The following is a 26041-nucleotide window of genomic DNA, read 5'->3' on the forward strand; positions in this document are numbered from 1 at the left end:
CGGCGGTGCTGCCGCACCGGCTCGGTGCGCACCTCGTCGACGGGGGCCTCGACGTCGTCGTCTTCGCCTCGCACGCCGAGGCGCTCGACCTGTGCCTCCTCGACGTCGGCCCCGGCGGCGCGCCGAGCGAGCGCCGCTTCCGGCTGCGCCGGGGCGCGGCCGGCCTGTGGCACGGCCACGTCCCCGGCGTCGGTCCCGGACAGCACTACGGACTGCGCGCGCACGGCCGCTGGGACCCCTCCGCCGGTCTCCTGCACAACCCGGCCAAGCTCCTGCTCGACCCCTACGCCCGCGGCATCGCCGGCACGGTCGACCTCGAGGGCCCCGTCTACCCCTACCGGCGCACCGCCGACGGCGCTGCCACCGGTGCGCCCGACGACTCCGACTCCGCCGGGCACGTGCCGCACGGCGTCGTCGTCGACGACCCCTTCCCCGCCGCGGACAACCGCCCGCGCACGCCGTGGGAGCGCACCGTCCTCTACGAGGCCCACGTCCGCGGCCTGACGATGCAGCTGCCCGGGGTGCCCGAGCACCTGCGCGGGACGTACGCCGGCCTCGCCCACCCGGCGACGATCGCGCACCTGCGCGACCTCGGGGTGACGACGGTCGAGCTGCTGCCCATCCACGCCGGGAGCCCGGAGCCGTTCCTCGCCGAGCGCGGGCTGACGAACTACTGGAACTACAACACGCTCGCGTACTTCGCGCCCGAGCCCGCCTACGCCACGCGCGCGGCGCAGGCGGCCGGCCCGGCGGCCGTCCTCGACGAGGTCAAGGGCATGGTCCACCTCCTCCACGAGGCCGGGCTCGAGGTGGTCCTCGACGTCGTCTACAACCACACGTGCGAGGGCGGCGCGCACGGCCCGAGCCTGAGCCTGCGCGGGCTGGACAACACGTCGTACTACCTCCACGACGGCGTGGCCCCGGCCGCGCTCGTCGACGTCACCGGCTGCGGGAACTCCCTCGACTTCCGCCGCACGCGCGTGGTCCAGCTCGTCCTCGACTCCCTGCGCTTCTGGGCCGGGGAGATCGGCGTGGACGGGTTCCGCTTCGACCTCGCCGTGACGTCGGGCCGCAACGGGGGCGAGTTCTCCCCCGACCACCCGTTCCTCGTCGCGCTCGTCACCGACCCGGTCCTCGCCGGCACCAAGCTCATCGCCGAGCCGTGGGACATGGGGCCCGGCGGCTGGCGCACGGGTGAGTTCCCCGCACCGATGGCCGACTGGAACGACCGGTTCCGCGACGCGCTGCGCACGTTCTGGCTCGCCGACCCGGCCGCCGCGACCCACGGACGAACCGGCAGCGACCTGCGTGACCTCGCCACCCGCCTCGCCGGCTCGGCCGATCTCTTCAGCCGCAGCGAGGTCCCCGGCGGGCGCGGGCCGCTCGCGAGCATCAACTTCGTCACCGCCCACGACGGCTTCACCCTCGCGGACCTCGTCACGTACGACCGCAAGCACAACGAGGCCAACACCGAGGACAACCGCGACGGGACCGACAACAACCGGTCGTGGAACCACGGCGTCGAGGGTCCGATCCTCGCCGGGTCCGAGCGCATGCGCATCGACACGGCCCGCCGCCGGTCGATGCGCAACCTCCTCGGTTCGCTCCTCCTCTCGGCCGGCACCCCGATGCTCACGGCCGGCGACGAGCTCGGCCGCACGCAGCGCGGGAACAACAACGGCTACTGCCAGGACAACGAGATCTCGTGGGTCGACTGGGACCTCACGCCATGGCAGCGGGACCTCCTCGCGACCACCCGCCACCTCCTGCGCCTGCGCCGCGAGCACCCCGTCCTGCGCCCCACCCGCTTCGCCACCGGCCGCACCGCCTCCGGCGACTCCCTCGCCGACCTCGCGTGGTTCAGCGCCGACGGCGAGCCGATGGACGCCGCCGCGTGGCACGACCCGCACGCGCGGGTCCTGCAGATGCAGCGCTCCGGGCACCCGGTGGGCGACCGGGACGCCCTCATCCTCATCAACGGCTCGCTCGGGGCCCGGACGGTCCGGCTGGCCCCCGGGCGGGGGACGACGCTCACCCTCGCGTGGGACTCCGCCGCGGACGCGCCGCCCAACCCGGTGGACGGCGGCACCCCGGTCTACCCGGGGCAGGCGGTCAACCTCGAGCCGCTGAGCATGCGGCTCTACCTCACCCGGCACTGAGCCCAGGTACTAGGGTTGGAGCCATGACCTGCCGTGGGTGTTCCTGGTGGCCGTCCTGACGGACGGCCCCGCCCCACGCCCCCGGCCGTCCGACAGAGGCGGCCGTCGTCACGTCCGGGCGCCTCGCGGGACGGCCCGACCGACGAGGAAACCATGACCGAGCACACCGCCCACGACGCCGCCACCGATCTCGCGGAGTCGACCAACGAGGCCTCGCTGGCGCGCACGAAGCGCCGCAGCGCCGAGATCGAGCAGCAGATCCGCACCAAGCCGGGCCGCTTCCGCATGCTCACCGGCGACCGCCCCACCGGGAACCTCCACCTCGGGCACTACTTCGGGTCCCTGCGCAACCGCGTGCGGCTCCAGCGGGCCGGCGTCGAGTCGTTCGTCCTCGTCGCCGACTACCAGGTCATCACCGACCGGGACGGCGTCGGTCCCGTCCGCGAGCGCGTGCTCTCCCTCGTCGCCGACTACCTCGCCGTGGGCATCGACCCCGAGCGCGCGACGATCTTCACGCACTCCTCCGTGCCGGCGCTCAACCAGCTCATGCTGCCCTTCCTCAGCCTCGTCACCGACGCCGAGCTGCGCCGCAACCCCACGGTGAAGTCGGAGCTCGACGCCACCGGGGACCGCCCGATGTCCGGGCTCCTCCTCACCTACCCCGTCCACCAGACGGCCGACATCCTCTTCTGCAAGGCCAACCTCGTGCCCGTGGGCAAGGACCAGCTCCCCCACCTCGAGCAGGCCCGCGTCATCGCCCGCCGCTTCGACGAGCGCTACGGGCGCCCGAGCGGCGCCACCTCGCCAGTCTTCCCCCAGCCGGAGGCGCTCCTGTCCGACGCCGCGAGCGTGCTCGGCACCGACGGGCAGAAGATGAGCAAGTCCCGCGGCAACACGATCGAGATCGGGATGGACGCGGACACGACGGCGCAGCGCCTCAAGCGGGCCGTCACCGACGCGGACCGCCACATCACGTACGATCCCGCGGGACGCCCCGAGGTCTCCAACCTCGTCCTCCTCACCGCGCTGGCCTCCGGCCGCGCGCCCGAGGACGTCGCCGCCGAGATCGGCGACGGTGGCGGCGCGGCCCTCAAGCGTGCCGCGACCGAGGCGGTCAACGAGATGCTCGCGCCGATCCGCGCCCTGCGGGCCGAGCTCGCCGCGGATCCCCGCTACCTCCTCGACGTCCTCCACGCCGGCAACGAGCGCGCCAACGCCATCGCCGAGGCGACGCTCGGCGAGGTGCGGGCCGCCATGGCGATGGAGTACTGAGTGGACGCCCCTGCCGCCCCCACGGCCCGCGCCGTCGCCGACGCCTACGTCGACGCGCTCGTCCGGCTCGACCCCGCGGTGGCGACGGCGCTCGGCGTGCCCTCCGACGCGATGCCCGACCTCTCGCCGGCGGGCCTCGGCGCGCGCGCCGACCTCGCCCGCCGCACCCTCGCCGACCTCGCGGACGCGACGCAGCCCGAGGACGACGACCGCCGGTGCGCGACCCTCCTGCGGGAGCGGCTGACGACGCAGCTCGCCACGCACGACGCCGGGGAGGACCTGCGCACGCTGCGGCCCATCGGCTCCCCGCTCCAGGGGCTGCGCTCGATCTTCCTCATGATGCCGACGGCGACGGAGGAGGACTGGTCCGTCGTCGCCCGCCGGCTCCGGGACGTGCCCCGCGCCGCCGAGGGCTACCGGGCCACCCTCTGCGCCGGCATCGCCGCCGGCCGGGTGAGCGCGCCACGCCAGGTGGGGTCCGCCGTCCGCCAGCTCGGCGCGTGGCTCGGCCCCGACGGCGGCACCGACTGGTACAGCGACTTCGTCGCCGCCGGCCCGGCACCCCTCGCCGACGAGCTCGCTGCGGCCGCCCGCGGCGCCGCGGCCGCCGTCGCGGACCTGCGGGCGTGGCTCGCGTCTGAGTACGCGGGCGCCGCGGCGGAGGTTCCCGACGCCGTCGGGCGCGATCGTTACGTCCTCGCCGCCCGGACGACGACGGGCGCCGTCATCGACCCCGACGAGGCCTACGCGTGGGCCTGGGCCGAGCTCGGGCGCATCGAGGCCGAGATGGCCGGGCAGGCCGAGCTCGTCCTGCCCGGCGCGAACGTCCCCGACGTCCTCACTCACCTCGCCGCGCACGGCCCGGCCATCGAGGGGGTCGAGGAGGTCCGCGCGCACCTCCAGAGCCTCATGGACGCCGCGGTGCGCACCCTCGACGGGACGCTCGTCGACATCCCGGGACCGGTGCGCACCGTCGAGGCGATGATCGCCCCGGCCGGGTCCGCGGCGGCACCGTACTACACGCGCCCCTCGCTCGACTTCGCCCGGCCCGGGCGCACGTGGCTGCCGACGCTCGGCCACGAGCGCTTCCCCCTGTGGGACCTCGTGAGCACGTGGTTCCACGAGGGTGTCCCCGGCCACCACCTCCAGTTCGGCATGTGGGCCTACCTCGCGGACCGGCTCTCGCGCTACCAGGTGAGCGTCGGCTCCGTGCCGGCGACGACGGAGGGCTGGGCCCTCTACGCCGAGCGCGTCATGGACGAGCTCGGTCACCTCGCCGGCCCCGGCGAGCGGCTCGGCTACCTCGACGCCCAGCGCATGCGGGCGGTCCGGGTGGTCATCGACATCGGGATGCACCTCGAGCTCGAGATCCCCGATGACGAGCCTGCCGGGGCGGACCTGCTCGCTGCGGCCGGGCTCGCGGCGGGCTCCCGGTGGACGCCGGCCCTGGCCCGGGAGTTCTTCGGCCGGCACAGCGGCCGGGCCGGCGACTTCCTCGACTCCGAGATCGACCGGTACCTCGGCTGGCCCGGGCAGGCCATCTCCTACAAGCTCGGCGAGCGCGCGTGGCTCGCCGGGCGCGCCGCCTCCCAGGCGCGCGCCGCCGCGCTGGGCCGTGCGTGGGACGCCAAGGGGTGGCACACCGCGGCGCTCGCGCTCGGCTCGCTCGGCCTCGACGACCTCGAGCGGGAGCTCACCGCCCTGTGACGCAGGCCGGGCCGGGTCCGTCGCGCTGCGACGGGCCCGGCCCGGAGGCGTCCTGCTCGGTGCGCCCTACTGCTCGGCGTTGGCCACGAGCGCGAGCTCGGTGGCCGCTGCGAGGTGCGCGTGCGCGGGGACGACGCGCACGGAGTACCCGAACGCGCCCGAGGTGTCGAGCTCGATCTCCCCGCAGTAGCCGTACCGGCCGGCCTCGTAGGTGTCGGTCAGCTCGAGGCGGCGCACGGCGAGGTCGGCGAGCGCGTCGTCCGCCCCGACGGAGCCGTAGACGGCCTGGACCTCGACGTCGTCGGGGGTGAGGTCCCCGAGGGAGACGTACGCCCGGACCTCGAGGACGTCCCCGACGTTCGCGCCGGCGTCGATGCCGCCGGACTCGACGTGGTCGACGCGCACGGCGGACCAGCCCGCGCGCACGCGCTGCTTCCACTCCGCCAGCTCGACGGCGCCCGCGTGGGCGTTCCCACCGAGGGCGCGGTAGCTGCCCGCCACCGGGGAGTAGAGGCGCTCGACGTAGTCGCGCACCATGCGGGTGGCCTGGACCTTCGGGCCGAGGGTGGCCAGGGTGTGGCGCACCATCTCCATCCAGTGCTGCGGGATGCCGTCGGCGTCGCGGTCGTAGAAGCGCGGCGCGACGGTGTCCTCGAGGAGCTCGTACAGGGCCGCCGCCTCGAGCTCGTCGCGGCGGGCCTGGTCCTCGACGCCGTCGGCCGTGGGGATCGCCCAGCCGTTCTGCCCGTCGTACCACTCGTCCCACCAGCCGTCGAGGATCGAGAGGTTGAGGGCGCCGTTGAGGGCGCACTTCATGCCCGACGTGCCCGAGGCCTCGAGGGGACGCAGCGGGTTGTTGAGCCAGACGTCGCAGCCGGGCATGAGGGTCTGCGCCATCTCGATGTCGTAGTTCGGCAGGAAGACGATGCGCTCACGCACGCCCTCGGCGTCGGCGAACTGGACGAGGCGCTGGATGAGGCCGACGCCCTGCTCGTCCGCGGGGTGCGACTTGCCGGCGACGACGATCTGGATGGGCCGCTCCGGGTCGGTGAGCAGGGCGCGCAGGCGGTCCGGGTCGGAGAGCATGAGGGTGAGGCGCTTGTACGTCGGCACCCGGCGCGCGAAGCCGATCGTCAGGACGTCGGGGTCGAGCACGTCGTCGACCCAGCCGAGCTCCGCGGGGGACGCCCCACGCTCGAGCCAGGACGTGCGCACGCGCTGCCGCGCCGAGCGCACGAGGTTCGAGCGCAGCTCGCGGCGCACGGCCCACAGCTCGGCGTCGGGGACGCCGCCGGACTCGCCGGCGACGAGCCAGCCCTCGCCCGAGGCGATCTGGTCCTCGGAAAGGTGGCGGGCCGCCATGGCGGCGAACGCCGGGTCCGTCCACGTCGGTCCGTGGACGCCGTTGGTGATCGAGGTGATCGGCACCTCGGAGACGTCGAAGCCCGGCCAGAGCGCGTGGAACATCCCGCGCGAGACGCGGCCGTGGAGCTGGGCGACGCCGTTGGCGCGGCGCGCGGTGCGCAGCCCGAGCACGGCCATGTTGAAGACGGAGCGGTCGCCGCCCTCGTAGTCCTCGGCGCCGAGCGCGAGGATGTCCTCGACCGGGACGCCGGGCACCGCGGCGGAGCCGGTGAAGTGCTCGCGGACGAGGTCGACGCCGAAGCGGTCGATACCGGCGGGCACCGGGGTGTGGGTCGTGAAGACGGTGCCCCCGCGCACGGCCTCGACGGCCGCCGCGACGGACAGGCCCTTGGCCTCGACGAGCTCGCGGACGCGCTCGACGCCCTGGAAGCCGGCGTGGCCCTCGTTGGCGTGGTAGACCTCCGGCGCCGGGGCGCCGGTGAGGCGCGAGTAAGCGCGCAGGGCCTTGACGCCGCCCATGCCGAGGAGGAGCTCCTGCTTGAGGCGGTGGTCGGCGGAGCCGCCGTAGAGGCGGTCGGTCACGCGGCGCGAGACGTCGTCGTTCTCCGTGACGTTGGAGTCGAGGAGGAGCAGCGGCACGCGACCGACGTCCGCCTTCCACACCTGGGCGTGGAGGACCTGGCCGCCCGGCAGGGGCAGCGTGACGCGGGCGGCGGTGCCGTCGGCCTCGCGCAGAAGGCTGAGCGGAAGGTTGTCGGGGTCGATGACGGGGTAGGTCTCGTGCTGCCAGCCGTCGCGGGTGAGCGACTGCTTGAAGTACCCGGCCCCGTAGAGGAGGCCGACGCCGACGATCGGCACGCCGAGGTCCGAGGCGGACTTGAGGTGGTCGCCGGCGAGGATGCCGAGGCCGCCCGAGTACTGGGGAAGGACGGCGGTGATGCCGAACTCCGCGGAGAAGTAGGCGATCGCGTCCGGCTTGTCCTCGACGGCGAAGGACGTCTGGTACCAGCGCGGCTGCTCGAGGTAGGCCTTGAGGTCGGCGTCGAGCTCGCGCACCCGGGCGACGAGCCCGGCGTCGGCGGCGAGCGTCTCGAGGCGCTTGCGGCCCAGCGCGCCGAGGAGCGCGATCGGGTCCCCGCGCAGCGACTCCCACAGTGCGGGGTCGAGCGAGGCGAAGAGGTCCCGCGTGGGGACGTGCCAGCACCAGCGAAGGTTCTGGGCGAGGGTGTCCAGCGGCGCAAGGGCGTCAGGCAGGACGGTGCGGACGGTGAATCGGCGGATGGCTCTCACGCGCCGGAGTCTATCGGCCCACGGGCCCGTCTTGCGCCGAGTTGCAGAAATTTTCACACGCCAGAAACGTGGGTCTCCGGCCCCAGCGGTCGACCATCGCCGGGAGCGTCGATAGGTTCGTCACGTGAGTCCCTCGCCCGCCGCCCCCGGAGCCCGCTCGTCCTCCGGCCGCCGCTCTGCCACGTCCCCGTCCACGCCGAGCCCGACGGCGCGGCGCGCCACGCCCCGCGCGGCCGCGCCCGCCGTCGAACCACCGGTCCCCCAGCCCGCTCCGCCCGTGCCCATCGGGCGGATCCCCGTCATCGAGGTCGCGCCCGTCGTCGACGGCGGACGGTGGCCGGCGAAGGCCGTCGTCGGGGAGGCCCTCCCCGTGCGCGCCACCGTCTTCCGGGAGGGGCACGACGCCGTCGCCGCGACGGCCGTCCTCGTCGGCCCTGACGGCGCGGACCACAGCCGGGCTCGGATGACCGACATCTCCCCCGGCCTCGACCGCTACGAGGCGTGGCTCGCGCCCGACGCCCCCGGCTCGTGGGGGTTCCGGGTGGAGGGCTGGTCCGACCCCTACGGCACGTGGACCCACGACGCACCGCTCAAGGTCGACGCCGGCGTCGACGTCGAGCTCATGCTCACCGAGGGCGCGCTCCTCCTCGAGCGTGCCGCCGACCGCGACCTCCCGGCGGACGCCGCCGCCGTCCTGCGCGACGCCGCCGCCGGGCTGCGCGACTCCTCCCGCCCCGCCGAGGCCCGCCTCGCCGCCGGGCTGTCCGACGCGGTGCGGGCGACGCTCGCCGAGCACCCCGTCCGCGAGATGGTCTCGACGAGCGCGACGTACCCGCTCGTCGTCCACCGCGAGCTCGCGCTCTACGGCTCCTGGTACGAGATGTTCCCCCGCTCCGAGGGCGCGCACTTCGACGTCGAGCAGGGCCGCTGGGTGACCGGGACGCTGCGCACGGCCGCCGAGCGCCTCCCGGCCGTCGCCGACATGGGCTTCGACGTCGTCTACCTCACGCCGATCCACCCGATCGGCACGACGAACCGCAAGGGCCGGAACAACACGCTCACCGCTCGCCCGGAGGACCCGGGCTCCCCCTACGGCATCGGCTCCGCCGACGGCGGGCACGACGCGATCCACCCGGACCTCGGCACGTTCGACGACTTCGACGCCTTCGTCGCCCGCGCGCGCTCGCTCGGCATGGAGGTGGCGCTCGACATCGCGCTCCAGGCCTCACCCGACCACCCGTGGGTGACCGAGCACCCGGAGTGGTTCACGACGCGCGCCGACGGCACGATCGCCTACGCCGAGAACCCGCCGAAGAAGTACCAGGACATCTACCCGCTCAACTTCGACAACGACCCCGAGGGCATCTACACCGCGGTGCGGGACATGCTCCAGGTGTGGATCGACCACGGCGTCACGGCCTTCCGTGTCGACAACCCGCACACGAAGCCGCTCGACTTCTGGCAGCGCATCCTCGCGGACGTCCATGCCGCCCACCCCGAGGTGATCTTCCTCTCCGAGGCCTTCACGCGGCCCGCGATGATGCGCACCCTCGGCGCCGTCGGCTTCCACCAGTCCTACACGTACTTCACGTGGCGGACGACGAAGGACGAGATCGGCGACTACCTCACCGAGCTCGCCGAGGACACGGCCGCCGTCCTGCGCCCGAGCTTCTGGCCGACGACGCACGACATCCTCACCCCGTACATGCAGAACGGCGGGGCGGCGGCGTTCGCCATCCGCGCCGTGCTCGCCGCGACGGGCGCGCCGACGTGGGGCATCTACTCGGGCTACGAGCTCGTCGAGAACGTCGCGCGGCCTGGCGCGGAGGAGCAGATCGACAACGAGAAGTACGAGTACAAGGCCCGTGACTGGAGCCGCGCCGGCGAGATCGGCATCGCCCGGCTCATCACGGCGCTCAACGACATCCGCGGTCGCCACGTGGCCCTCCAGCGGGTGCGCGGTGTCACCGTGCACCCCACGACTGACGACGCCACACTGTGCTTCTCGCGCCGGGTCCCGGCCGAGCACTCACCCACCGGAGCGGAGGACACGGTCATCGTCGTCGTCAACCTCGACCCGCACGCGACCCGCGAGAGCCTCGTCCACCTCGACCTCGCCGCGCTCGGGATCGAGCCACCAGCGGACCCGGCCATGCCGGCGATGGCGGCGCGCGACGAGCTCTCGGGCGAGACCTTCTTCTGGGGCCAGACGCCCTACGTCCGCCTCGACCCGAGCACGCAGTGCGCGCACGTCCTGTCGGTGAGGTCGCTGTGACCGGCCCCAACCCGATGCGGGCCCTGCCGGCCGCGGCCAACCCCGTGCCGCACCTCGCGTCCGAGCACCGGCCCGGGCTCTCGGACGACCCGGAGTGGTACCGCACGGCGGTCTTCTACGAGGTGCTCCTGCGCGCCTTCGGTGACTCCACCGGCAACGGCACCGGGGACCTGCGCGGCCTCATCGACCGGCTCGACTACATCCAGTGGCTCGGCATCGACTGCCTGTGGCTGCCGCCGTTCTACCCCTCGCCGCTGCGCGACGGCGGGTACGACGTCTCGGACTACACCGCGGTCGCGCCGGACTACGGCAGCATCGAGGAGGTCGAGGAGCTCATCGCCGAGGCCCACGCCCGCGGCATCCGGATCATCGTCGACCTCGTCATGAACCACACCTCGGACCAGCACCCCTGGTTCCAGTCCTCCCGCTCGAACCCGGACGGGCCCTACGGCGACTTCTACGTGTGGAGCGACGACAACACCGGCTACCAGGACGCGCGGATCATCTTCGTCGACACGGAGACGTCGAACTGGACGTTCGACCCGGTCCGCCGGCAGTACTTCTGGCACCGCTTCTTCTCCCACCAGCCGGACCTCAACTTCGAGAACCCCAAGGTCAGCGACGCGATGTACGACGTCGTGCGCTTCTGGTGCCGCCTCGGGGTCGACGGCTTCCGGCTCGACGCCGTCCCCTACCTCTTCGAGGAGGAGGGCACGAACTGCGAGAACCTCCCGCGCACGCACGAGTTCCTCCGTGACCTGCGCTCAATGGTGGACGCGGAGTTCCCCGGGACCCTCATGCTCGCCGAGGCGAACCAGTGGCCGGCCGACGTCGTCGACTACTTCGGGACCGACTCGGACCCCGAGTGCCACATGTGCTTCCACTTCCCGGTCATGCCGCGGATCTTCTACGCGCTGCGGGAGCAGCGTGCGCACGCCATCCGCGACATCCTCAACGACACCCCCGCGATCCCCGCGGCCGCGCAGTGGGGCACGTTCCTGCGCAACCACGACGAGCTCACGCTCGAGATGGTCTCCACCGAGGAGCGCGCCTCGATGTACGGCTGGTACGCCGAGGACCCGCGCATGCGGGCCAACGTCGGCATCCGGCGCCGGCTCTCCCCGCTGCTCGGCAACTCCCGCTCCGAGATCGAGCTCGCCCACGCCCTCCTCCTCTCGCTGCCCGGCAGCCCGTGCCTGTACTACGGCGACGAGATCGGGATGGGTGACAACATCTGGCTGCCGGACCGCGACGCGGTCCGCACGCCGATGCAGTGGACCCCGGACCGCAACGCCGGCTTCTCCTCGGCGGACCCGGGCAAGCTCTACCTGCCCCTCGTCCAGTCCCTCATCAACCACTACGCCTCGGTCAACGTCGAGGCCCAGTTCGCCCAGCCGACGTCGCTCCTGCACTGGGTGCGCGGCATCCTCGAGGTCCGCCGGCGCCACCCCGTGTTCGGCAACGGCGAGTTCACGCTCCTCGACGCGGACAACGAGGCGGTGCTCGCCTACCTCCGGTCGAACGCGACCGAGAGCATCCTCTGCGTCGTCAACCTCGCGAACACGGCACGCGCGACGACGATCAACGTGCCCGGGCACGCCCGCGCACGGCTGACGGACGTCTTCGGCGGGGCGACCTTCCCGCCCGTCTCCGCGGACGGCACGGTGACGTTCACGCTCGGCTCGCGCGACTTCTTCTGGCTCAAGGTCGAGGACGACAGCGCGCCGACGTACCCGCCGGCGGGCCGCGACGCCGTGACGGCCGAGGCCGCTGGGCCGGGCGCCCCGGCTGCGCTGGGCGCGGCAGGCGTGGCGGGAGCTGCGGCCCACCCGAGCGCCGCCACCCCCGACGTGAGCGGCGCGCCGGAGCGCGGGGACCGCTGATGGCCTCGGTGACCCCGCCCTTCGGCGACTTCCTGCCCGCGTGGATCGGCGCGCAGCGCTGGTACGCCGGCAAGGGCAGCACGCCCGAGCTGACCCGCGTGGGCGGGCTGCGGTACGAGGACCCCGCGGGCGAGGTGGGGATCGAGACGTGGATCCTGCGCGACACCTCCGGCGCGGAGCCGGTGGTCTACCAGGTGCCGCTCACCTACCGCGGCGCCCCCGTCGACGGGCTCGAGCACGCACTCGTCGCTCAGGTGGAGCACTCCGAGCTCGGCCCCCGCTGGGTCTACGACGGCTGCCACGACCCCGTCGGCGCGCGGGCGCTCGTCGAGACCATCCTGTCCGAGCAGGCCGTCCGCTCCGACGGCGCACCGGGGACGGGCGCGGCGCGAGGGCACCGCGCCCACGGTGCCGGCGCGGTGACCGGCGAGCTGCACGTGCGCGGTTCGCGGGTGCTCTCGGGCGAGCAGTCGAACACCTCGATCATCGTCGAGGCGACGACGGCGGACGGCGCCGCCCGGCCCGTCATCTGCAAGGTGTTCCGGGTGCTCGCCGACGGCGAGAACCCCGACGTCGTCGTCCAGGAAGCTCTTGCTGGGGCCGGGTGCACCCTCGTGCCCGCGCCCGTCGGCGACCTCGGTGGGGAGTGGCCCACCGGGTCCGGCACGGCCCGCGGCCACCTCGCCTTCGCCCAGGAGTTCCTCCCCGGCGTCGAGGACGCGTGGCGGGTCGCCCTGCGCTCCGCCACCGCCGGGGCCGACTTCACCGACCGGGCCCGCGCCCTCGGCGCCGCCGTCGCCGAGGTCCACGACGTCATGGCGCGCACGCTCGAGGTGCGCGAGGCGGACGAGGCGGCGCGGCGCGAGGTGCTCGACTCCTGGCGGGAGCGGTCCGCGACCGCGCTGCGGGAGGTGCCCGCCCTCGCCCCGCACGCCGACGCCGTCCGCGCCGTGCTCGAGGCCGCCGCAGCCGCGCCGTGGCCCCGGCTCCAGCGCGTCCACGGCGACCTCCACCTCGGCCAGGTCATCGACGCACCGGAGCGTGGGTGGGTGCTCCTCGACTTCGAGGGCGAGCCGATCAGGCCGCTCGCCGAGCGCAGCGCGCCGGACCTCGCGCTGCGCGACGTGGCCGGGATGCTCCGCTCCTTCGACTACGCCGCGGGGTCGGTGACAGAACCGGGGGTCGACGCCGGGGCGTGGGCGGCCGCCGCGCGCGACGCCTTCCTCGCGGGCTACGCGGAGGTCTCGGGGCGCGACCCCCGCGCCGATGCGGCGCTCCTCACAGCGCTCGAGCTCGACAAGGCGCTGTACGAGGCGGTCTACGAGGTCCGCAACCGCCCCGACTGGCTCCACATCCCCGTCGAGGGAGCGCTGCGTCTCCTGGCGGGATGACTCTTCACGCGCACGTCAGCGCGGGTGATGCCAGAGTGGACGCATGGACCGTCCGCAGCACAGCACGCCGCCCAGCCCCTCTCCGACTCCCGTGAACGGCAGCGACCCGCTGCCCGTCGACCACGCCGTCCTGCGCGCCGTCGCCGACGGCGTCCACCACCAGCCGCACGAGGTGCTCGGCGGCCACGTGGCGGGCGGCACGGTGACGATCCGGACGCTGCGTCCACTGGCGGACTCGGTCGAGCTCGTCACGCGGACGGGCAGCGTGCCGTTCACCCACGAGGTCGAGGGCGTGTGGGTCGTCGCGGTTCCCGGTGACCACGTCCCCGACTACCGCGTCCGCGCGGCCTACGGCGCGGACACCGTCGTCACCGACGACCCGTACCGCTTCCTCCCCACGCTTGGCGAGATGGACCAGTACCTCATCGGGGAGGGCCGCCACGAGGAGCTGTGGGCGGCGCTCGGTGCGCACGTGCGCCGCTACCCCAGCGAGCTCGGCGAGGTGCACGGCACGTCGTTCTCCGTGTGGGCCCCCAACGCCCGCGCCGTCCGGGTCAAGGGCGACTTCAACTCGTGGGACGGCCGCAACGCCGCCATGCGCTCGCTCGGGTCCACCGGCGTGTGGGAGATCTTCATCCCCGGCGCCACCGCGGGCGCCCGGTACAAGTTCGAGATCGGCTACCGCGACGGGTCGTGGCACGAGAAGGCCGACCCCATGGCGCGGCAGACCGAGGTGCCCCCGGCGACGGCGTCCGTCATCAACGAGAGCACGTACGAGTGGTCCGACGACGCGTGGATGACCGAGCGCGCGCAGCGCAACCCGCACACCGGGCCCATGAGCGTCTACGAGCTCCACCTCGCCTCCTGGCGCCAGGGCCTGAGCTACCGGGACCTCGCCGAGGACCTCGTCAACTACGTCGCCGGGCTCGGCTTCACGCACGTCGAGCTCATGCCGGTCGCCGAGCACCCCTTCGGGGGGTCGTGGGGGTACCAGGTCACCTCGTACTACGCCCCGACGTCGCGGCTCGGCTCCCCCGACGACCTGCGGTACCTCATCGACCGCTTCCACCAGGCGGGCATCGGCGTCATCGTCGACTGGGTGCCCGCGCACTTCCCCAAGGACGCGTGGGCGCTGGCCAACTTCGACGGCACGCCGCTGTACGAGGACCCGGACCCGCTGCGCGGGGAGCACGCCGACTGGGGCACGCTCATCTTCAACTTCGGGCGACGTGAGGTCCGCAACTTCCTCGTCGCCAACGCGCTGTACTGGCTCGAGGAGTTCCACGTGGACGGGCTGCGCGTCGACGCCGTCGCGTCGATGCTCTACCTCGACTACTCCCGCCAGCCCGGCCAGTGGCGGCCCAACGTCCACGGCGGCCGCGAGAACATCGAGGCGATCTCGTTCCTCCAGGAGACGAACGCGACGACCTACCGCAAGGTGCCCGGCATCGTCATGATCGCCGAGGAGTCCACCGCGTGGCCGGGCGTGAGCGCGCCGACGAGCGAGGGCGGCCTCGGCTTCGGGCTCAAGTGGAACATGGGCTGGATGAACGACACCCTGCGCTACCTCGCAGAGGAACCGATCAACCGTCGCTACCACCACGGTGAGCTGACGTTCTCCCTCGTCTACGCCTTCTCCGAGCAGTTCGTCCTCCCGCTCAGCCACGACGAGGTGGTCCACGGCAAAGGCTCGCTCGTGCGCAAGATGCCCGGCGACCGGTGGCAGCAGCTCGCCGGGGTCCGCGCGCTGCTCGCCTACCAGTGGTCGCACCCGGGCAAGCAGCTCCTCTTCATGGGGCTGGAGTTCGCCCAGGAGGAGGAGTGGGCGGAGTCCCGCAGCCTCGACTGGAGCCTGCTCGACAACCCTGCGCACGCCGGCGTGGCGGACCTCGTCCGCCGCCTCAACGACGTCTACCGCGAGCGTCCCGCACTGTGGGCGGAGGACTTCTCCAACGCCGGGTTCGAGTGGATCGAGGCCGGCGACGGCGACCACAACGTCATCGCGTACCTCCGCAAGGCGCCGACCGCCGACGGGCCGGAGGACACGGTCGTGTGCGTCGTCAACTTCGCCGGCGCCCCGCACGAGGGCTACCGCGTGGGCCTGCCCCACGGCGGGGAATGGGTCGAGATCCTCAACACCGACGCGCACGAGTACGGCGGGTCCGGCGTGGGGAACCTCGGTCGCGTCACCGCCGAAGAGCTCTCCTGGCACGGACGCCCGGCGTCGGTGAGCCTGCGCGTGCCGCCGCTCGGCGCGGTCTGGCTCGCGCCTGCGCGGGACTGACCCCCGAGCGGAAGTGAGCAGCGGGCGCTCGGCCTGATCGCTCCAGGTCCCACCGGCTGAGGCCGCGGTCTGCGGACCGCGGCCTCAGTCGTCGTCACAGGGTGTCGGGGGCAACGGTGATCCCTGCCGCCTCCCGGCCCACCGCTCGACCGGTCAGGCTCGCCTCCGCGTGGACCTGACGCCGCCCGCGGCCCGGCGCGCGGGCGGGGCGAAGAGCCAGCCCATCCAGACCCGGGACGAGATGTCGTAGGCGAGCACCGCCAGCCACACGAGAGCGACGGTGAGGACCGGCGCGAGCACGACGTCGACCGCGACGCTGCCGAGCGGGAGGACCGTGCCGTCGTCGGTGCGCACGACCGCGACGGCGAGCGTCAGCAGGACCGGGTGGACGACGTAGATCGCCAGCGTCCGTCGGGAGATGTAGGCGGCCAGCCGCCGGACCCGCGCGCTCCGCGCGAGCAGGACCGAGGCGGCGATCGCGCCCGCGAGGCCGACGACGGTGAGCACGACGCCCGGGGGCGCAGAGAGCTTCCGGACGTAGACGAGGTAGGCGAGGCCCGCGTACAGCACGAAGCTCGCCGCGACGAGCGGCCACGGCTTCAGCGCCGCTACCCGCTCGACGACCGGTCGCGCAAAGCACCCGAGGAGGAACCACACGGCGAAGTAGCAGACGCGCCCGACGTTGACGGCGGCCGCCTCCCCGACGGCACCGGACAGCGCGGCCGGCACGAGGGGCGCCACGCCGAGCGCGGCCACCGAGGCGACGACGAGCACCGCAGGAGCGCGACGGAGCAGCCGGGCGAGGACGAAGATGACGACGAGTACCGCGAGGTACCAGTACGCCGTCCCTCCGGCGGGGATCGCCGCGAGGCTTGCGAGGACGTGGCCAGGGACGTCGTCGCCGCCATGGGCAAGGCCCGCCGTGAGCGCGTGGATGACACCCCAGAGGACGAACGGCCAGACGAGGTTGACGACGCGGGGGCGCCACAGCCGTGCCCACGGGCGCGCCATCGCGGGAGCCGCGAGGATGCCGGACGCAAGGAAGAAGAGCGGCATCCGCACCGGCAGCAGGGCCTCGTTGATCCCGCCCCAGGCCGCCACGACGAGGCTGTCCGATCCGGGGAGGAGGTGTGAAAGTCCTGTCCGCCCGACGTGGTAGAGCACGACGAGGACGACGGCTCCCGCCTTCGCCACGTCGACCCAGTGAAGTCGCGGGTCGACTTCTCGGCCGGTCGGGGCAACCTCAGAGCGTGCGGGAGCGACGGGAGACAACGACATGTGTCGATAGTGGCGGACCGGCGGCGCCGGGGTCACGCGCGCCGGGGCGACACGCCGCGGCGTCCTACGACGTCCCACGGCATCCCGCGGCGTCACGCGGCGTCCGCGAGCGGGCACCGGGGGGTGGCCGTCCTGTGACATCAGCCGGAGCACCGGCCCACGCGGGCCCCGTCATGCGCTAGGTCGGCCCGTGCGGTCGGAGATGTCGGACCCTCGTCATAGCCTGTACGCATGTTCGAGGTGGTGATCCCTCCCGGTCCGGCACACAGGCGCCGTGACGAAGATGCGGGTGCGGCCACGTCCGGTGGTGCAGGCGCCGCGTCTCCGAGCACACCCCCGACCGTCCTCGACGTCGCCGCGTGGGTCGCCGCCCTCGGCGGCGTGGACCGGGACGTGGACGACGCCGTGCGGATCGACCAGATCCGCGTCCTCGAGGAGCTCAAGGCCGCCGCGGCTGCCGCCCAGGCGCGGGCAGCCGTCGACCTCGACGCGTCCCAGCGGGCGGAGCAGGCGGCAGCGGGGGTGCCGGCGGCGCGACGGGGCCGCGGGGTGGGCGCACAGGTCGCCCTCGCGCGACGCGAGTCCCCCTTCACCGGGGGCCGGCACCTCGGCCTGGCGAAGGCGCTCGTGCTCGAGATGCCCTACACCCATGCCGCCCTCAGCACCGGGCGGATCAGTGAGTGGCGGGCCACGCTCCTCGTGCGCGAGAGCGCGTGCCTCAGCGCGGAGGGCCGCACCATGCTCGACGCCGAGATGGCCGCCGACCCCACGCGCCTCGAGGGGCTCGGGGACCGCCAGCTGGTCGCCGAGGCGAAGCGGACGGCCTACCGCCTCGACGCGGCCTCCGTCGTCGCCCGCGCGCGCAAGGCTGAGACCGAGCGCGCTGTCACCCTGCGGCCTGCTCCCGACACGATGTCCTACCTCACGGCGCTGCTCCCGGTCTCCGCGGGAGTCGCCGCGTACGCCGACCTCACCCGAGCCGCCGACGCGCTGCGCGCCGCCGGGGACGAGCGCTCCCGCGGCCAGCTCATGGCTGACCTCCTCGTCGAGCGCCTGACCCGATCGGCGTGCGCGTCGGGCACCGCGAGCGCCTCGACCGCCCCGGGCACCGGCATGGCGGGCACCGAGGAGGGGCAGAACCGCAGCGGGGCGGCGAGCCCCGACGACACCGGCCACGCGAGTGGCGGGGTGACGGCCGGCGCCCGGCTCGAGGTCCAGCTGATCATGACCGACGGCGCCCTCCTCCGCGGCGACGACGATCCAGCCACGGTCCCCGGGTACGGCACCGTCCCTGCCCAGTGGGCGCGCGACCTCGTCCGCGCGGCCCTGCAGGATCCCGACGCCGTGTGGATCCGGCGCCTCTACACGGCACCGACCACGGGTCAGCTCCGTCGCGATGGACTCTCGGGCCCGCTGCGCGCCGCCGGGCCTGGCGCGCTTCATCGACGCCCGCGGCCTGACGTGCCGCACGCCCTGGTGCGACGCCCCCATCCGCCATCGCGACCACGTCGCCGACTGGGACCGCGGCGGGCCGACGACCGCAGAGAACCTCCAGGGCCTGTGCGAGGCCTGCAACCACGCCAAGCAGGGCCCCGGGTGGAGTGCGCGGGCGAGCGCTCCACCGGGCCGGGGCGGGCACACCGTCACGACGACAACCCCTACCGGCCATCGCTACCGGTCCACGGCGCCCCCGCCACCGGGCCTGCCGCCGCCCGGCCCGAGAGGACGGTCGTTCGAAGCGCTCGACGAGGCCGTCCTCGATCGCGTCGTCGAGGAGGCCGCCGGCAGTCTTCTCGAACGCAGCATGGTCGACCTCTTCCGCGCCGCCTGAGCCGGCGCGCTGCGCGCACACCGCCCGAGCCCGGCGCACTCACACGCACCGCCTGAACCGGGGGCGCCGCGCGCGGGCCCTGTCGGGCCAGCGGTCAGTACAGCGCGATCGCCAGGGCGCGGCGCGCGGCGTTGACCTCGTGGGTCGTCGGGCCGACGACCTCGAAGAGCTCGAGGAGGCGCACGCGTGCGGTCTCGCGGTCCGGTCCCGCGGTCGCGCGCACGACGCGCAGGACCCGGTCGAGCCCAGCCTGGGCGCGTCCACCGGCGACCTCGACGTCAGCGGCGGCGAGCTGGGCCTCGACGTCGCTGTCCGGCGCAGCGTCGGCCGCGGCGAGCACGGCGGCCGGGTCCGCCGCGGACGCGCGCCGCATGAGCTCGACCTGGGCCAGTGCCGCCCGCGCCTCGGCGTCGGCCGGGCTCTCCTTGAGGGCGCGGCGGTAGGCGTCGGCGGCCGCCTCGTAGTCACCGCGCTCGATGGCGTCGATCGCCTCGGCGTGCAGCGGCGGCAGCGGCGGCTCGGCCGGCACCTCAGGCACGTCCGCGTCGTCGTCCTCGCCGGCACCGGTGAGGACGCCGATCACGCCGCTCTGGGCGGCGACGCGGAGGAGCTCGTCGAGCACCTGGCGGATCTGTGCCTCGGGGTGGGCGCCCTGGAAGAGCGGCACGGGTTGCCCGCCGATGACGGCGACGACGGTGGGTACCGACTGCACCTGGAACGCAGCGGCGATCTGCGGGCTCGCCTCGACGTCGACGCGCCCGAGCTGGAAGCGTCCGCCGTACTCCCGCGCCAGGCGCTCGAGGAGGGGGCTCAGCTCCGCGCTGGGCTCGGCCCACTCGGTACGCAGGTCGAGGACGACCGGAACCTGGGTGGAGAGCTGGACGACCTGCTGGAAGGTCGCCTCGGTGACGTCGACGACGACGGGGCCGTCGATCCCGGCACCGCCCGCGCCCGCACCCGTACCAGGGGGCACCTGCGCCCCGGGCCGAGCGCCCGTCGGGTGCGCCGGCGCGGTGAGCGCCGACAGGTCGACGGCTCCGCGCAGGTTGATGCTCGGCGGCTGGCTCATCGTGGTCCTCTCCTCGGGCGGGGCAGGTGCTGCGCGAGCAGGTTACCTACTCGGCGGGCTCGGCGGGCGGCGGGTCCTCCTGCGTCACCTCGACGAGGACCTGGTCCGCGCCGAGGACCGTGATGGGGTCGTCGCTCCCGGCCGGCGGGACGTGGAACGCCAGGGTCACGTCGTAGTGGCCGTTGACCGCGCCCTCGACCTCCGTGTCCTCCCCCATGAGCGTCGCGATCGCACCGCCCGCGTGGAGCGTCGAGCCCTCGACCGTCTTGCGCATCGTCAGCGTCGAGCGGATGACCCCGACGACGATCGCGCCGCCGTCCGTCGTCGACAGCGCCGCCGTCGCCTCCGGCACCACCTCGTTGACGCGGGACACCTCGCCCGCGGCCTCGACGGACGCGGCGAGGGCCGCCTGGCTCTCGGCGTAGGTCTCGCGGTAGGCGTCAGCGGCGAAGAGCGCCGCCGACTCGCTCGCCGCGTCGTTGAGGGCGGCCGCGTACGCCGCGAGGGTCTCCTGCGGCGAGGCGACGAGGCCGTCGGCGTCGAGCGCGACCGGGGTGCTGCCGATGTCCGAGCTCGCCGTCGGCGGTGTCTGCGTCCCCGGGAGCAGCCTCGTCCAGAACCACAGCGAGTACTGGCTGCGCGGGTCCTCCTGCGTGAGGGCGAGGAGGAGCGGGAGGTTCGAGCCCTCGGGCGGGTGCGAGACGACGAGGAGGGTGCGCGGCCACTCGTCGGTCGTGGCGACGACCTCGATCTGGCTCTCGGTCGTCAGCGGCGTCGGCGGGTTCTCGCCGCCGGAGGCCTGCGCGAGCCGGTACTCCGCCTGCCGCATCTCCAGGGCCGGCCCGCTGAGGCGCTCCGCGAGTGCCTCGGGGTCGAGCCCCTCGTCCGCCGCGGCGAGGGTCGCCTCGACCTCCGCGAGGACGCGGTCGATCCGGACCTCGTCGAGGACCGGGACGGGCGTCGTCGCGGAGGGGTCCGGTACCGGCTGGGGCACCTCGCCGGCACAGCCCGCGAGGAGGACGACGGCGGTGGTCCCGGCCGCCGCGAGGCGGGCGGCCCGACGACGCGTCCGCTGGGCGATCGTGGCGATCATCGCTGCTCCTCCTCGGGGTCCGTATCACTCGTGCGTGGGCGTGCGCCGTCGGCATCCGGTGCCGGAGCCGTCCCGAAGCCCCACACGCTGCGCCATGAGGGCGGCGCCGCCGCGTCCGGGTCGTCGTCCGCGCTGCCACCCGTGGCCGCGTCGGCCTCGGGAGCGTCCGCGCTGCCGCCCGTGGCCGCGTCGGCCTCGGGAGCGTCAGCCGCGGGCAGGTCCGCGCCGAAGCCGGGAGTGTCCTGCGCGGGTGCGGTCCCCGGCGCGGCGTCGGGCTCGTCGGTGGCGACAACGGGCCCCGGGTCGACGGCGTCGACGGCCTCGGCCCCCGCAGGGGGGCCTCCGGCGGCGCGGCGCCGGCGGAGCCGCTCGCGCCATCCGCCCGCTGCGACGGCGGAGTCGTCGGCGACGTCGAGCGCGGGTGTCGTCGGGCCGGGCCCGGGCGCACCGCCGTCGGGGTCGACGGCGGGGACATCGTGGTCCTCGGGCCCGCGGCCGGTGCCGGTGCCCCGGGCGCCCAGCGCGGTCGAGCCGGTCCCGCTGGTGAAGGCCCCGGCCTCCGGCGCGACGACGTCGCCGTCCTCGGTGCCTGCACCGGGCGCACGGCCATCGGTGCCACCGGCGCGCGTCGCGTGCTCGGCCGTCCCGGCGCTGGAGCCGTCGGCAGCGTCCGCCGCCTGCGCGTCGTCGTCGGCGGGCGCCTCCTCATCAGCGCGCGCCTCGTCGTCAGCGCGTGCCTCGTCGTCGGTGGGCGCGAGCGGGACGGGAGGCAGGGGCGCACCGACGAGGGCGCTGCGCTCGGCCGTTGCGGGCGTCCGCCCCATCTCGCGGATCTCGCGCCGCGTGAGGGGCTTGCCCTCCGCGGACGTCGGGGCGGAGTCCGTGGCGACCGGGCCGGTGCCCTGGGGCGTCCACGTGGACGCCTGCGCACTGCGGCGCGCCTCGCGCGCGGCGAGCTCCTCGAGCACGAGGAGCGCGGCACCGGCGAGGAGCAGGAGCCCGCCGACGATCAGCCCCGGGACGAGGAGGGGGGTGCTCGCCTCACGACCCCACTCGAGCTCGACCTGGGGCGCGGAGCCGCTGCCGGTGGCGGCGATGAGGCTCCAGCGGCCGGGCATGTGGGACCACTCGAGCTCGACCGTCCCGGTGGAGCTGGCCTCGACGATCCACAGGTCGGAGCCGGCCGGGCCGGGGACCGCCGCGGTCCCCTCACCGGCGGTCGCCGTCGCCGTCGGGGTCGGGGTGGCACTCGCCCCCGCCGTCGCGGTCGCCGCCGCGTCCGGCGTCGCACCGGCGGTGGGGGTGCTCGTCGGCTCGGCATCGGCGCCGTCGATGACCTCCCCCGCCAGCTCTTCCCACGACGTGAGGCCGGTGATGCGCAGGTGGCCCGTCTCCCCGACCCATGCCTCGACGTCGGCGGTGCGGCCCACGGCGAGCATGACGGTCTCGTCCTCACCGGCGGTGGCGCGCACGGTCACGGCCTCGTCGACCGCCTCGAGCACCCCGGCCGCCGAGATGACGAGCGGCACGTCGGGCCGTTGAGCGAGGCTCGGAGACGCGCTGTCCGCTGAGCGGAGGACGGTCGCCGAGGCCACCGCCAAGGCGAGCACCAGCACGCCCACGACGATCAGCACCAACGAGACGGTGCGGCGTTTCACGAGGGAAGATCCTCCCGGCAGCGGCACGCCCGCGGTCGCGGACGACACGCCAGGATACGTCGCCAGGCGTCGCCGCGCGCCCGCGGCAGCCGTCGGGGCAGGATGGGACGGCGATCGTCCGGGCCACCGGCGGACGTGCCGCGCCGCCCGCTGGGCGCGTCGATACGCTGACGCGGGCTCGATGTCCGAGCACCTCGATGTCCGAGCACAGAGGAGGACCGATGAGCGAGGACCGTCCCGAGTTTCCCGTCGTCATGCGCGGGTACGACCGCGCCCAGGTCGACCAGCGCCTCCACACCCTCGAGGAGGCGCTCGCCGGCGCACGGCGCGAGGTCACCGCGCTCGACGAGCGCGCCATCCGGATCTCCGGCGAGCTCTCGCAGGCCCGTCGCGCCCTGCGCGAGCGCGACCAGCCGACGTACTCCGGACTGGGCTCGCGCATCGAGGAGCTCCTGCGCTCGGCAGAGGAGCAGTCGGCCGACGTCATCGCCCGGGCGGACGCCCAGGCCGCCGCGACGCTCGCCGGTGCCCGGGACGAGGCCGCCGCCCTCACCGACCGCGCCGAGCGCGAGGCCGCCGACCGGCTCGCGGACGCCCGGCGCGGCGCTGCGGAGGCGACGGAGCAGGCCACCGCGGAGGCCGGCACGGCGCTCGCCCTCGCGCAGCGCAAGGCGGAGGAGCTCGTCGCCTCGGCCGAGCGCGAGGCCGCCCGCCTCGCGCAGGCCATGACCACCGAGGAGACGCTGCGCCGGACGGGGCTCGAACGCGAGCTGGCGCTCCTGCGGGCGACGACGGAGAACGAGGTGAGCGCGCTCCGCGAGGCCGCCGCGGAGGAGGTCGCCCGGATCCGTGCCGAGGCGTCCGAGCTGCGCGCCCAGGCGGACCAGCTGCTCGCCGAGGCGCACGCGGCGGCCCGCCGCATCCGTGCGGAGGCGGAGCGCGAGACCCTCACCAGCCGCGAGGCGGCGGAGCGGGCGAGCGCCGAGGCCTTCGAGCAGGCGCGCGCCGCCACCCAGGCGCTCGTCGCGGACGGCGAGACGCAGGCCGCCCAGGCCGAGGCGCGCCTCGCCGACGCCGTCGCCCGTGCTGAGTCCGTCCTCACCGACGCTGACGCGCACGCCCGCCAGCGGCTCGAGACCTCCCGCGCCGAGGCGGACCGCCTCCTCGCCGAGGCGCAGGCCGCGGCGGACCGGCTCCGGGAGGAGGCGCGCGCCGCGGCCGAGGCCGAGCGCCAGGCCGCCGCCGACGACGTGGCCGACCTCGACCGGCAGCGGGAGGACATCTCCCGCTACCTCGCCCAGCTCCGTGGTGTGCTCGCGGACCAGGAGCGGCCGGGCGGCGCCGGTGGTGCGCCCGTGCCCTCCACCGAGGGGACCGGCGACGCCGAGGGGACCGAGGACGCCGAGCGGACCGGCGACACCGCGGGAGCCGCGCCGGCAGGAGCCGCCGCGGAGTCCGGGTCCGAGGAGCCCGGCAGCGCGACGAGCTGAGCCGGCCCTACCGGACGAGCCGGACGCCGGCGACCCCGCCCCAGCGCTCCTCGATCTCGCGGGCGCCGTCGGGCTCGAAGCCGTTGCGGCGGTAGAAGGCGATCGCGCGCGGGTTGTCCTCGGCCACCCAGAGGAAGCACGGGGCGTCGCCCACGGCGACGTCGAGGAGCCGCTGGCCGGTCCCGGTGCCCTGGTGCGCACGCAGGACGTAGAGGACCGAGAGCTGGAGCGGGCGCACGTTCCCCGGGCCGACGGCGTGGGCCTGCGCGAGGCCCACCACCTCGCCCGACCGCTCGGCCAGCCACGTCGCCATGCCGCCGGGGTCGGCGAGCGCCCGGCGCCAGCCGTCCGGCCCGGTGCGCTCCATCTCGGCGAAGACGTCGTCGGGCACCGAGCCCGAGTACGTCTCCCGCCACGCCTGCGCGTGCACGGCCGCGACGGCCTCGGCGTCGGCCACGTGGGCGGGGCGGATGCGGGCGGGGACCGGGTCGCTCGTCATGCGCCCAGCGTAGGGTCCCGCGCCCCAGCGCGGGGCTCACGTCGTAGCCTGGACGCATGAGCGAGGAGAGCTGGTCGCAGCGGCGCCGCGAGGCCGCGGAGCTGCACGCGGACATGCTCGCGCGCCGGCAGGAGGCCGAGCACGCCCGCGCCCGTGACCTGCTCGAGCGCTTCGCCGCCGTCGCGCGCGACCGTCTGCCGGCCGAGCCGCTCCTCGTGCGTGGGTACGGCGGCCGCGGCACCGCCCGCAGCGACCGCACGGGATGGTACCTGCGCGCCGACCGCGCCGCCGGGCTCGACGTCGAGGGCCGGTTCTACGTCCTCACCGCCCCGCTCGGCCTGCGCGAACGGCTGCGGGGCGTCACGCTCACCCCCGCTCCCCCGCCGCTCGTCCTCGGCGCCGGGGGCAAGGACGGGGAGTCGATCGACCTCCCGGACGCGCTCGAGCGGCTCCTGCCCGGGTGGGCCGGCCTCGCGGACGAGCCCGCCCGACCCGCCTGACCTGACCGCCGCGGCGGCTCGCGGCGACCCGTCGGCCGAGGCTCGTGGTGGTCCGGCGCGTCAGCCGGGGGTGCGGCGCGTCAGCCGGCGCGGTGCGCCGCCGCCTGGGCGTGGAGGCGCCGCAGCGCGTCAGCGACGGCGGCGGGGTCCTCGACGGCGCTCAGGTGCCCCGCGCGCGGCACGACGACGAGCTCTGCCCCGGCATCCAGCCGCCGGGTCATCGCCTCGTTCGCGTCCTGGGGGCTGACCGGGTCCTCCGCCCCGCGCAGGACGAGCCCGGGGACCTCGAGGTCCTCGAGCGCGGTGAACCGGTCCGGCCGCGCGGCCATCGCGCGCTGCGCCCACGCGATGCCGGCCGGGGGTGCCTCGGCGAGCCAGCCGCGCACCCGGGCGACGACCTGGTCCCGGCCGGCGAGCGTCGAGACGCCGAGGAGCCGCTCGAGCATCCCGGCCACGGCCACGGACCCCTCCGTCCGGGCCGCCTCCGCCATGGCGAGCCGGTTCCCCCGCGCCTCGTCGCCGTCGGCGTCCGCGCGGGTGTCGAGGAGGCCCACCGCCGCGAGCAGCCCCCGGTGCCGCTCGGCGAGCGCGAGGAGCGTGTACCCGCCCATCGAGAGCCCCGCGACGACGGCCCGCTCGATGCCCGCACCCCGCAGGGTCGCGGCGACGGCGTCGGCGTAGGTCTCGAGGGACGGCTCGGCCGGGCGCCCGAGCGCGTCCGCGACGGCCCCGGGCCCCGGGGAGGCCCCGAAGCCGGGCGCATCGAGGGTGAGGACGCGCACGTCCCCGGCGAGGAGGGCGACGACGTCGTCCCACATGCGCGCGTCGAGGGGGAAGGCGTGGAGGAGGACGAGCGGGAGCCCGTCCACGGGTCCATGGGCCTGGAGGGCGAGGGGCGAGCTGTCCATGCCTCCGAGCATGGCACGCACGCCGCCGGCGCGGGAGGGCGTCAGGGATGGGGGCGCTCTCCGCGACCGGGGACCGCCGGTCGGGAGGG

General features: G+C 75.0%; 17 protein-coding genes and 1 pseudogene. 10 read left to right on the forward strand and 8 right to left on the reverse strand.

The window, feature by feature from the left end; all coding sequences use genetic code 11:
- The first annotated feature begins 5 nt into the window (after positions 1-5).
- The 3 genes from glgX (at position 6) to V2J63_RS12015 (ending at position 5138) form a co-directional block, all read left to right on the forward strand.
- The gene (gene glgX / locus V2J63_RS12005) at positions 6-2159 is read left to right on the forward strand and encodes a glycogen debranching protein GlgX (protein ID WP_331231406.1); all 2154 of its coding nucleotides are present in this window, start codon (positions 6-8) and stop codon (positions 2157-2159) included.
- Between the two features lie 153 nt (positions 2160-2312).
- A complete protein-coding gene (gene trpS / locus V2J63_RS12010) occupies positions 2313-3431 on the forward strand; it encodes a tryptophan--tRNA ligase (RefSeq protein ID WP_331231284.1) in 1119 nt (372 codons plus the stop codon).
- Positions 3432-5138, forward strand: a complete 1707-nt coding sequence (locus tag V2J63_RS12015) for a DUF885 domain-containing protein (protein WP_331231285.1) — start codon at positions 3432-3434, stop codon at positions 5136-5138.
- Positions 5139-5204: 66 nt separating this feature from the next.
- Here V2J63_RS12015 and glgP read toward each other — a convergent pair whose 3' ends face one another.
- Both glgP and V2J63_RS12025 read right to left on the reverse strand, forming a co-directional pair.
- Positions 5205-7793 carry an alpha-glucan family phosphorylase gene (gene glgP, locus V2J63_RS12020; protein ID WP_331231286.1) on the reverse strand — a complete coding sequence of 863 codons (2589 nt, stop codon included), beginning with the start codon at positions 7791-7793 and terminating at the stop codon, positions 5205-5207.
- A gap of 120 nt (positions 7794-7913) precedes the next feature.
- Positions 7914-8078 (reverse strand): hypothetical protein, encoded by a 165-nt coding sequence (locus tag V2J63_RS12025; protein ID WP_331231287.1) that lies wholly within the window; start codon positions 8076-8078, stop codon positions 7914-7916.
- On the opposite strand from V2J63_RS12025, the gene V2J63_RS12030 reads away from it, so the two are divergent.
- The 4 genes from V2J63_RS12030 to glgB are packed head-to-tail and all read left to right on the forward strand — an operon-like array spanning position 8071 to position 15626.
- A complete protein-coding gene (locus V2J63_RS12030; protein ID WP_331231288.1) occupies positions 8071-10068 on the forward strand; it encodes an alpha-1,4-glucan--maltose-1-phosphate maltosyltransferase in 1998 nt (665 codons plus the stop codon). The genes V2J63_RS12025 and V2J63_RS12030 overlap by 8 nt on opposite strands.
- A 14-nt stretch (positions 10069-10082) precedes the next feature.
- A complete protein-coding gene (treS, locus tag V2J63_RS12035) occupies positions 10083-11951 on the forward strand; it encodes a maltose alpha-D-glucosyltransferase (protein ID WP_331231407.1) in 1869 nt (622 codons plus the stop codon).
- Positions 11951-13342 (forward strand): maltokinase N-terminal cap-like domain-containing protein, encoded by a 1392-nt coding sequence (locus tag V2J63_RS12040; RefSeq protein WP_331231289.1) that lies wholly within the window; start codon positions 11951-11953, stop codon positions 13340-13342. The genes treS and V2J63_RS12040 overlap by 1 nt, the downstream gene beginning before the upstream one ends.
- Positions 13343-13385: 43 nt before the next feature.
- Entirely contained in the window at positions 13386-15626 is a 2241-nt protein-coding gene (gene glgB / locus V2J63_RS12045; protein ID WP_331241600.1) for a 1,4-alpha-glucan branching protein GlgB, read from the forward strand.
- 153 nt (positions 15627-15779) lie between these two features.
- On the opposite strand, the gene V2J63_RS12050 is transcribed toward glgB, so the two are convergent.
- Positions 15780-16820 carry an acyltransferase family protein gene (locus tag V2J63_RS12050; RefSeq protein WP_331231291.1) on the reverse strand — a complete coding sequence of 347 codons (1041 nt, stop codon included), beginning with the start codon at positions 16818-16820 and terminating at the stop codon, positions 15780-15782.
- Between the two features lie 315 nt (positions 16821-17135).
- On the opposite strand from V2J63_RS12050, the pseudogene V2J63_RS15885 reads away from it, so the two are divergent.
- Positions 17136-18735: pseudogene (locus tag V2J63_RS15885) on the forward strand (HNH endonuclease).
- Between the two features lie 94 nt (positions 18736-18829).
- Here the strand turns inward: V2J63_RS15885 and V2J63_RS12060 are convergent.
- From V2J63_RS12060 to V2J63_RS12070, 3 genes are read right to left on the reverse strand one after another with little or no spacing between them, the layout of a single operon-like run.
- Positions 18830-19804: a tetratricopeptide repeat protein gene (locus tag V2J63_RS12060; protein ID WP_331231292.1), complete on the reverse strand. Its 975-nt coding sequence runs from the start codon at positions 19802-19804 to the stop codon at positions 18830-18832.
- Between the two features lie 46 nt (positions 19805-19850).
- Positions 19851-20897 (reverse strand): DUF8094 domain-containing protein, encoded by a 1047-nt coding sequence (locus V2J63_RS12065; RefSeq protein ID WP_331231293.1) that lies wholly within the window; start codon positions 20895-20897, stop codon positions 19851-19853.
- Positions 20894-22555 carry a hypothetical protein gene (locus V2J63_RS12070; RefSeq protein ID WP_331231294.1) on the reverse strand — a complete coding sequence of 554 codons (1662 nt, stop codon included), beginning with the start codon at positions 22553-22555 and terminating at the stop codon, positions 20894-20896. Before V2J63_RS12070 ends, V2J63_RS12065 begins: the two co-directional genes overlap by 4 nt.
- 221 nt (positions 22556-22776) lie before the next feature.
- Between V2J63_RS12070 and V2J63_RS12075 the strand changes: the two genes are divergently transcribed.
- On the forward strand, positions 22777-24045 hold the full coding sequence (locus tag V2J63_RS12075; RefSeq protein ID WP_331231295.1) for a coiled-coil domain-containing protein: 1269 nt from the start codon (positions 22777-22779) through the stop codon (positions 24043-24045).
- Positions 24046-24052: 7 nt separating this feature from the next.
- On the opposite strand, the gene V2J63_RS12080 is transcribed toward V2J63_RS12075, so the two are convergent.
- A complete protein-coding gene (locus V2J63_RS12080; protein ID WP_331231296.1) occupies positions 24053-24544 on the reverse strand; it encodes a GNAT family N-acetyltransferase in 492 nt (163 codons plus the stop codon).
- A 56-nt stretch (positions 24545-24600) separates the two neighbouring features.
- On the opposite strand from V2J63_RS12080, the gene V2J63_RS12085 reads away from it, so the two are divergent.
- The gene (locus tag V2J63_RS12085; RefSeq protein WP_331231297.1) at positions 24601-25044 is read left to right on the forward strand and encodes a hypothetical protein; all 444 of its coding nucleotides are present in this window, start codon (positions 24601-24603) and stop codon (positions 25042-25044) included.
- Positions 25045-25124: 80 nt separating this feature from the next.
- Here the strand turns inward: V2J63_RS12085 and V2J63_RS12090 are convergent, their stop codons facing one another.
- On the reverse strand, positions 25125-25952 hold the full coding sequence (locus tag V2J63_RS12090; RefSeq protein ID WP_331231298.1) for an alpha/beta fold hydrolase: 828 nt from the start codon (positions 25950-25952) through the stop codon (positions 25125-25127).
- Positions 25953-26041 lie beyond the last annotated feature (89 nt).

Origin of the sequence: Georgenia wangjunii, from assembly GCF_036421975.1 — a bacterium.
Classification (GTDB): Bacteria; Actinomycetota; Actinomycetes; order Actinomycetales; family Actinomycetaceae; genus Georgenia_A; species Georgenia_A wangjunii.

Excerpts from the sequence above, each read along its gene's own strand:
- V2J63_RS12080 (WP_331231296.1), bottom strand. The coding sequence starts at position 24,544 with ATGACGAGCGACCCGGTCCCCGCCCGCATCCGCCCCGCCCACGTGGCC.
- V2J63_RS12065 (WP_331231293.1), bottom strand. The coding sequence starts at position 20,897 with ATGATCGCCACGATCGCCCAGCGGACGCGTCGTCGGGCCGCCCGCCTC.
- V2J63_RS12085 (WP_331231297.1), top strand. The coding sequence starts at position 24,601 with ATGAGCGAGGAGAGCTGGTCGCAGCGGCGCCGCGAGGCCGCGGAGCTG.
- V2J63_RS12075 (WP_331231295.1), top strand. The coding sequence starts at position 22,777 with ATGAGCGAGGACCGTCCCGAGTTTCCCGTCGTCATGCGCGGGTACGAC.
- V2J63_RS12090 (WP_331231298.1), bottom strand. The coding sequence starts at position 25,952 with ATGGACAGCTCGCCCCTCGCCCTCCAGGCCCATGGACCCGTGGACGGG.
- V2J63_RS12040 (WP_331231289.1), top strand. The coding sequence starts at position 11,951 with ATGGCCTCGGTGACCCCGCCCTTCGGCGACTTCCTGCCCGCGTGGATC.
- V2J63_RS12060 (WP_331231292.1), bottom strand. The coding sequence starts at position 19,804 with ATGAGCCAGCCGCCGAGCATCAACCTGCGCGGAGCCGTCGACCTGTCG.
- glgB (WP_331241600.1), top strand. The coding sequence starts at position 13,386 with ATGGACCGTCCGCAGCACAGCACGCCGCCCAGCCCCTCTCCGACTCCC.
- V2J63_RS12025 (WP_331231287.1), bottom strand. The coding sequence starts at position 8,078 with ATGGGCACGGGCGGAGCGGGCTGGGGGACCGGTGGTTCGACGGCGGGC.
- trpS (WP_331231284.1), top strand. The coding sequence starts at position 2,313 with ATGACCGAGCACACCGCCCACGACGCCGCCACCGATCTCGCGGAGTCG.
- treS (WP_331231407.1), top strand. The coding sequence starts at position 10,083 with ATGCGGGCCCTGCCGGCCGCGGCCAACCCCGTGCCGCACCTCGCGTCC.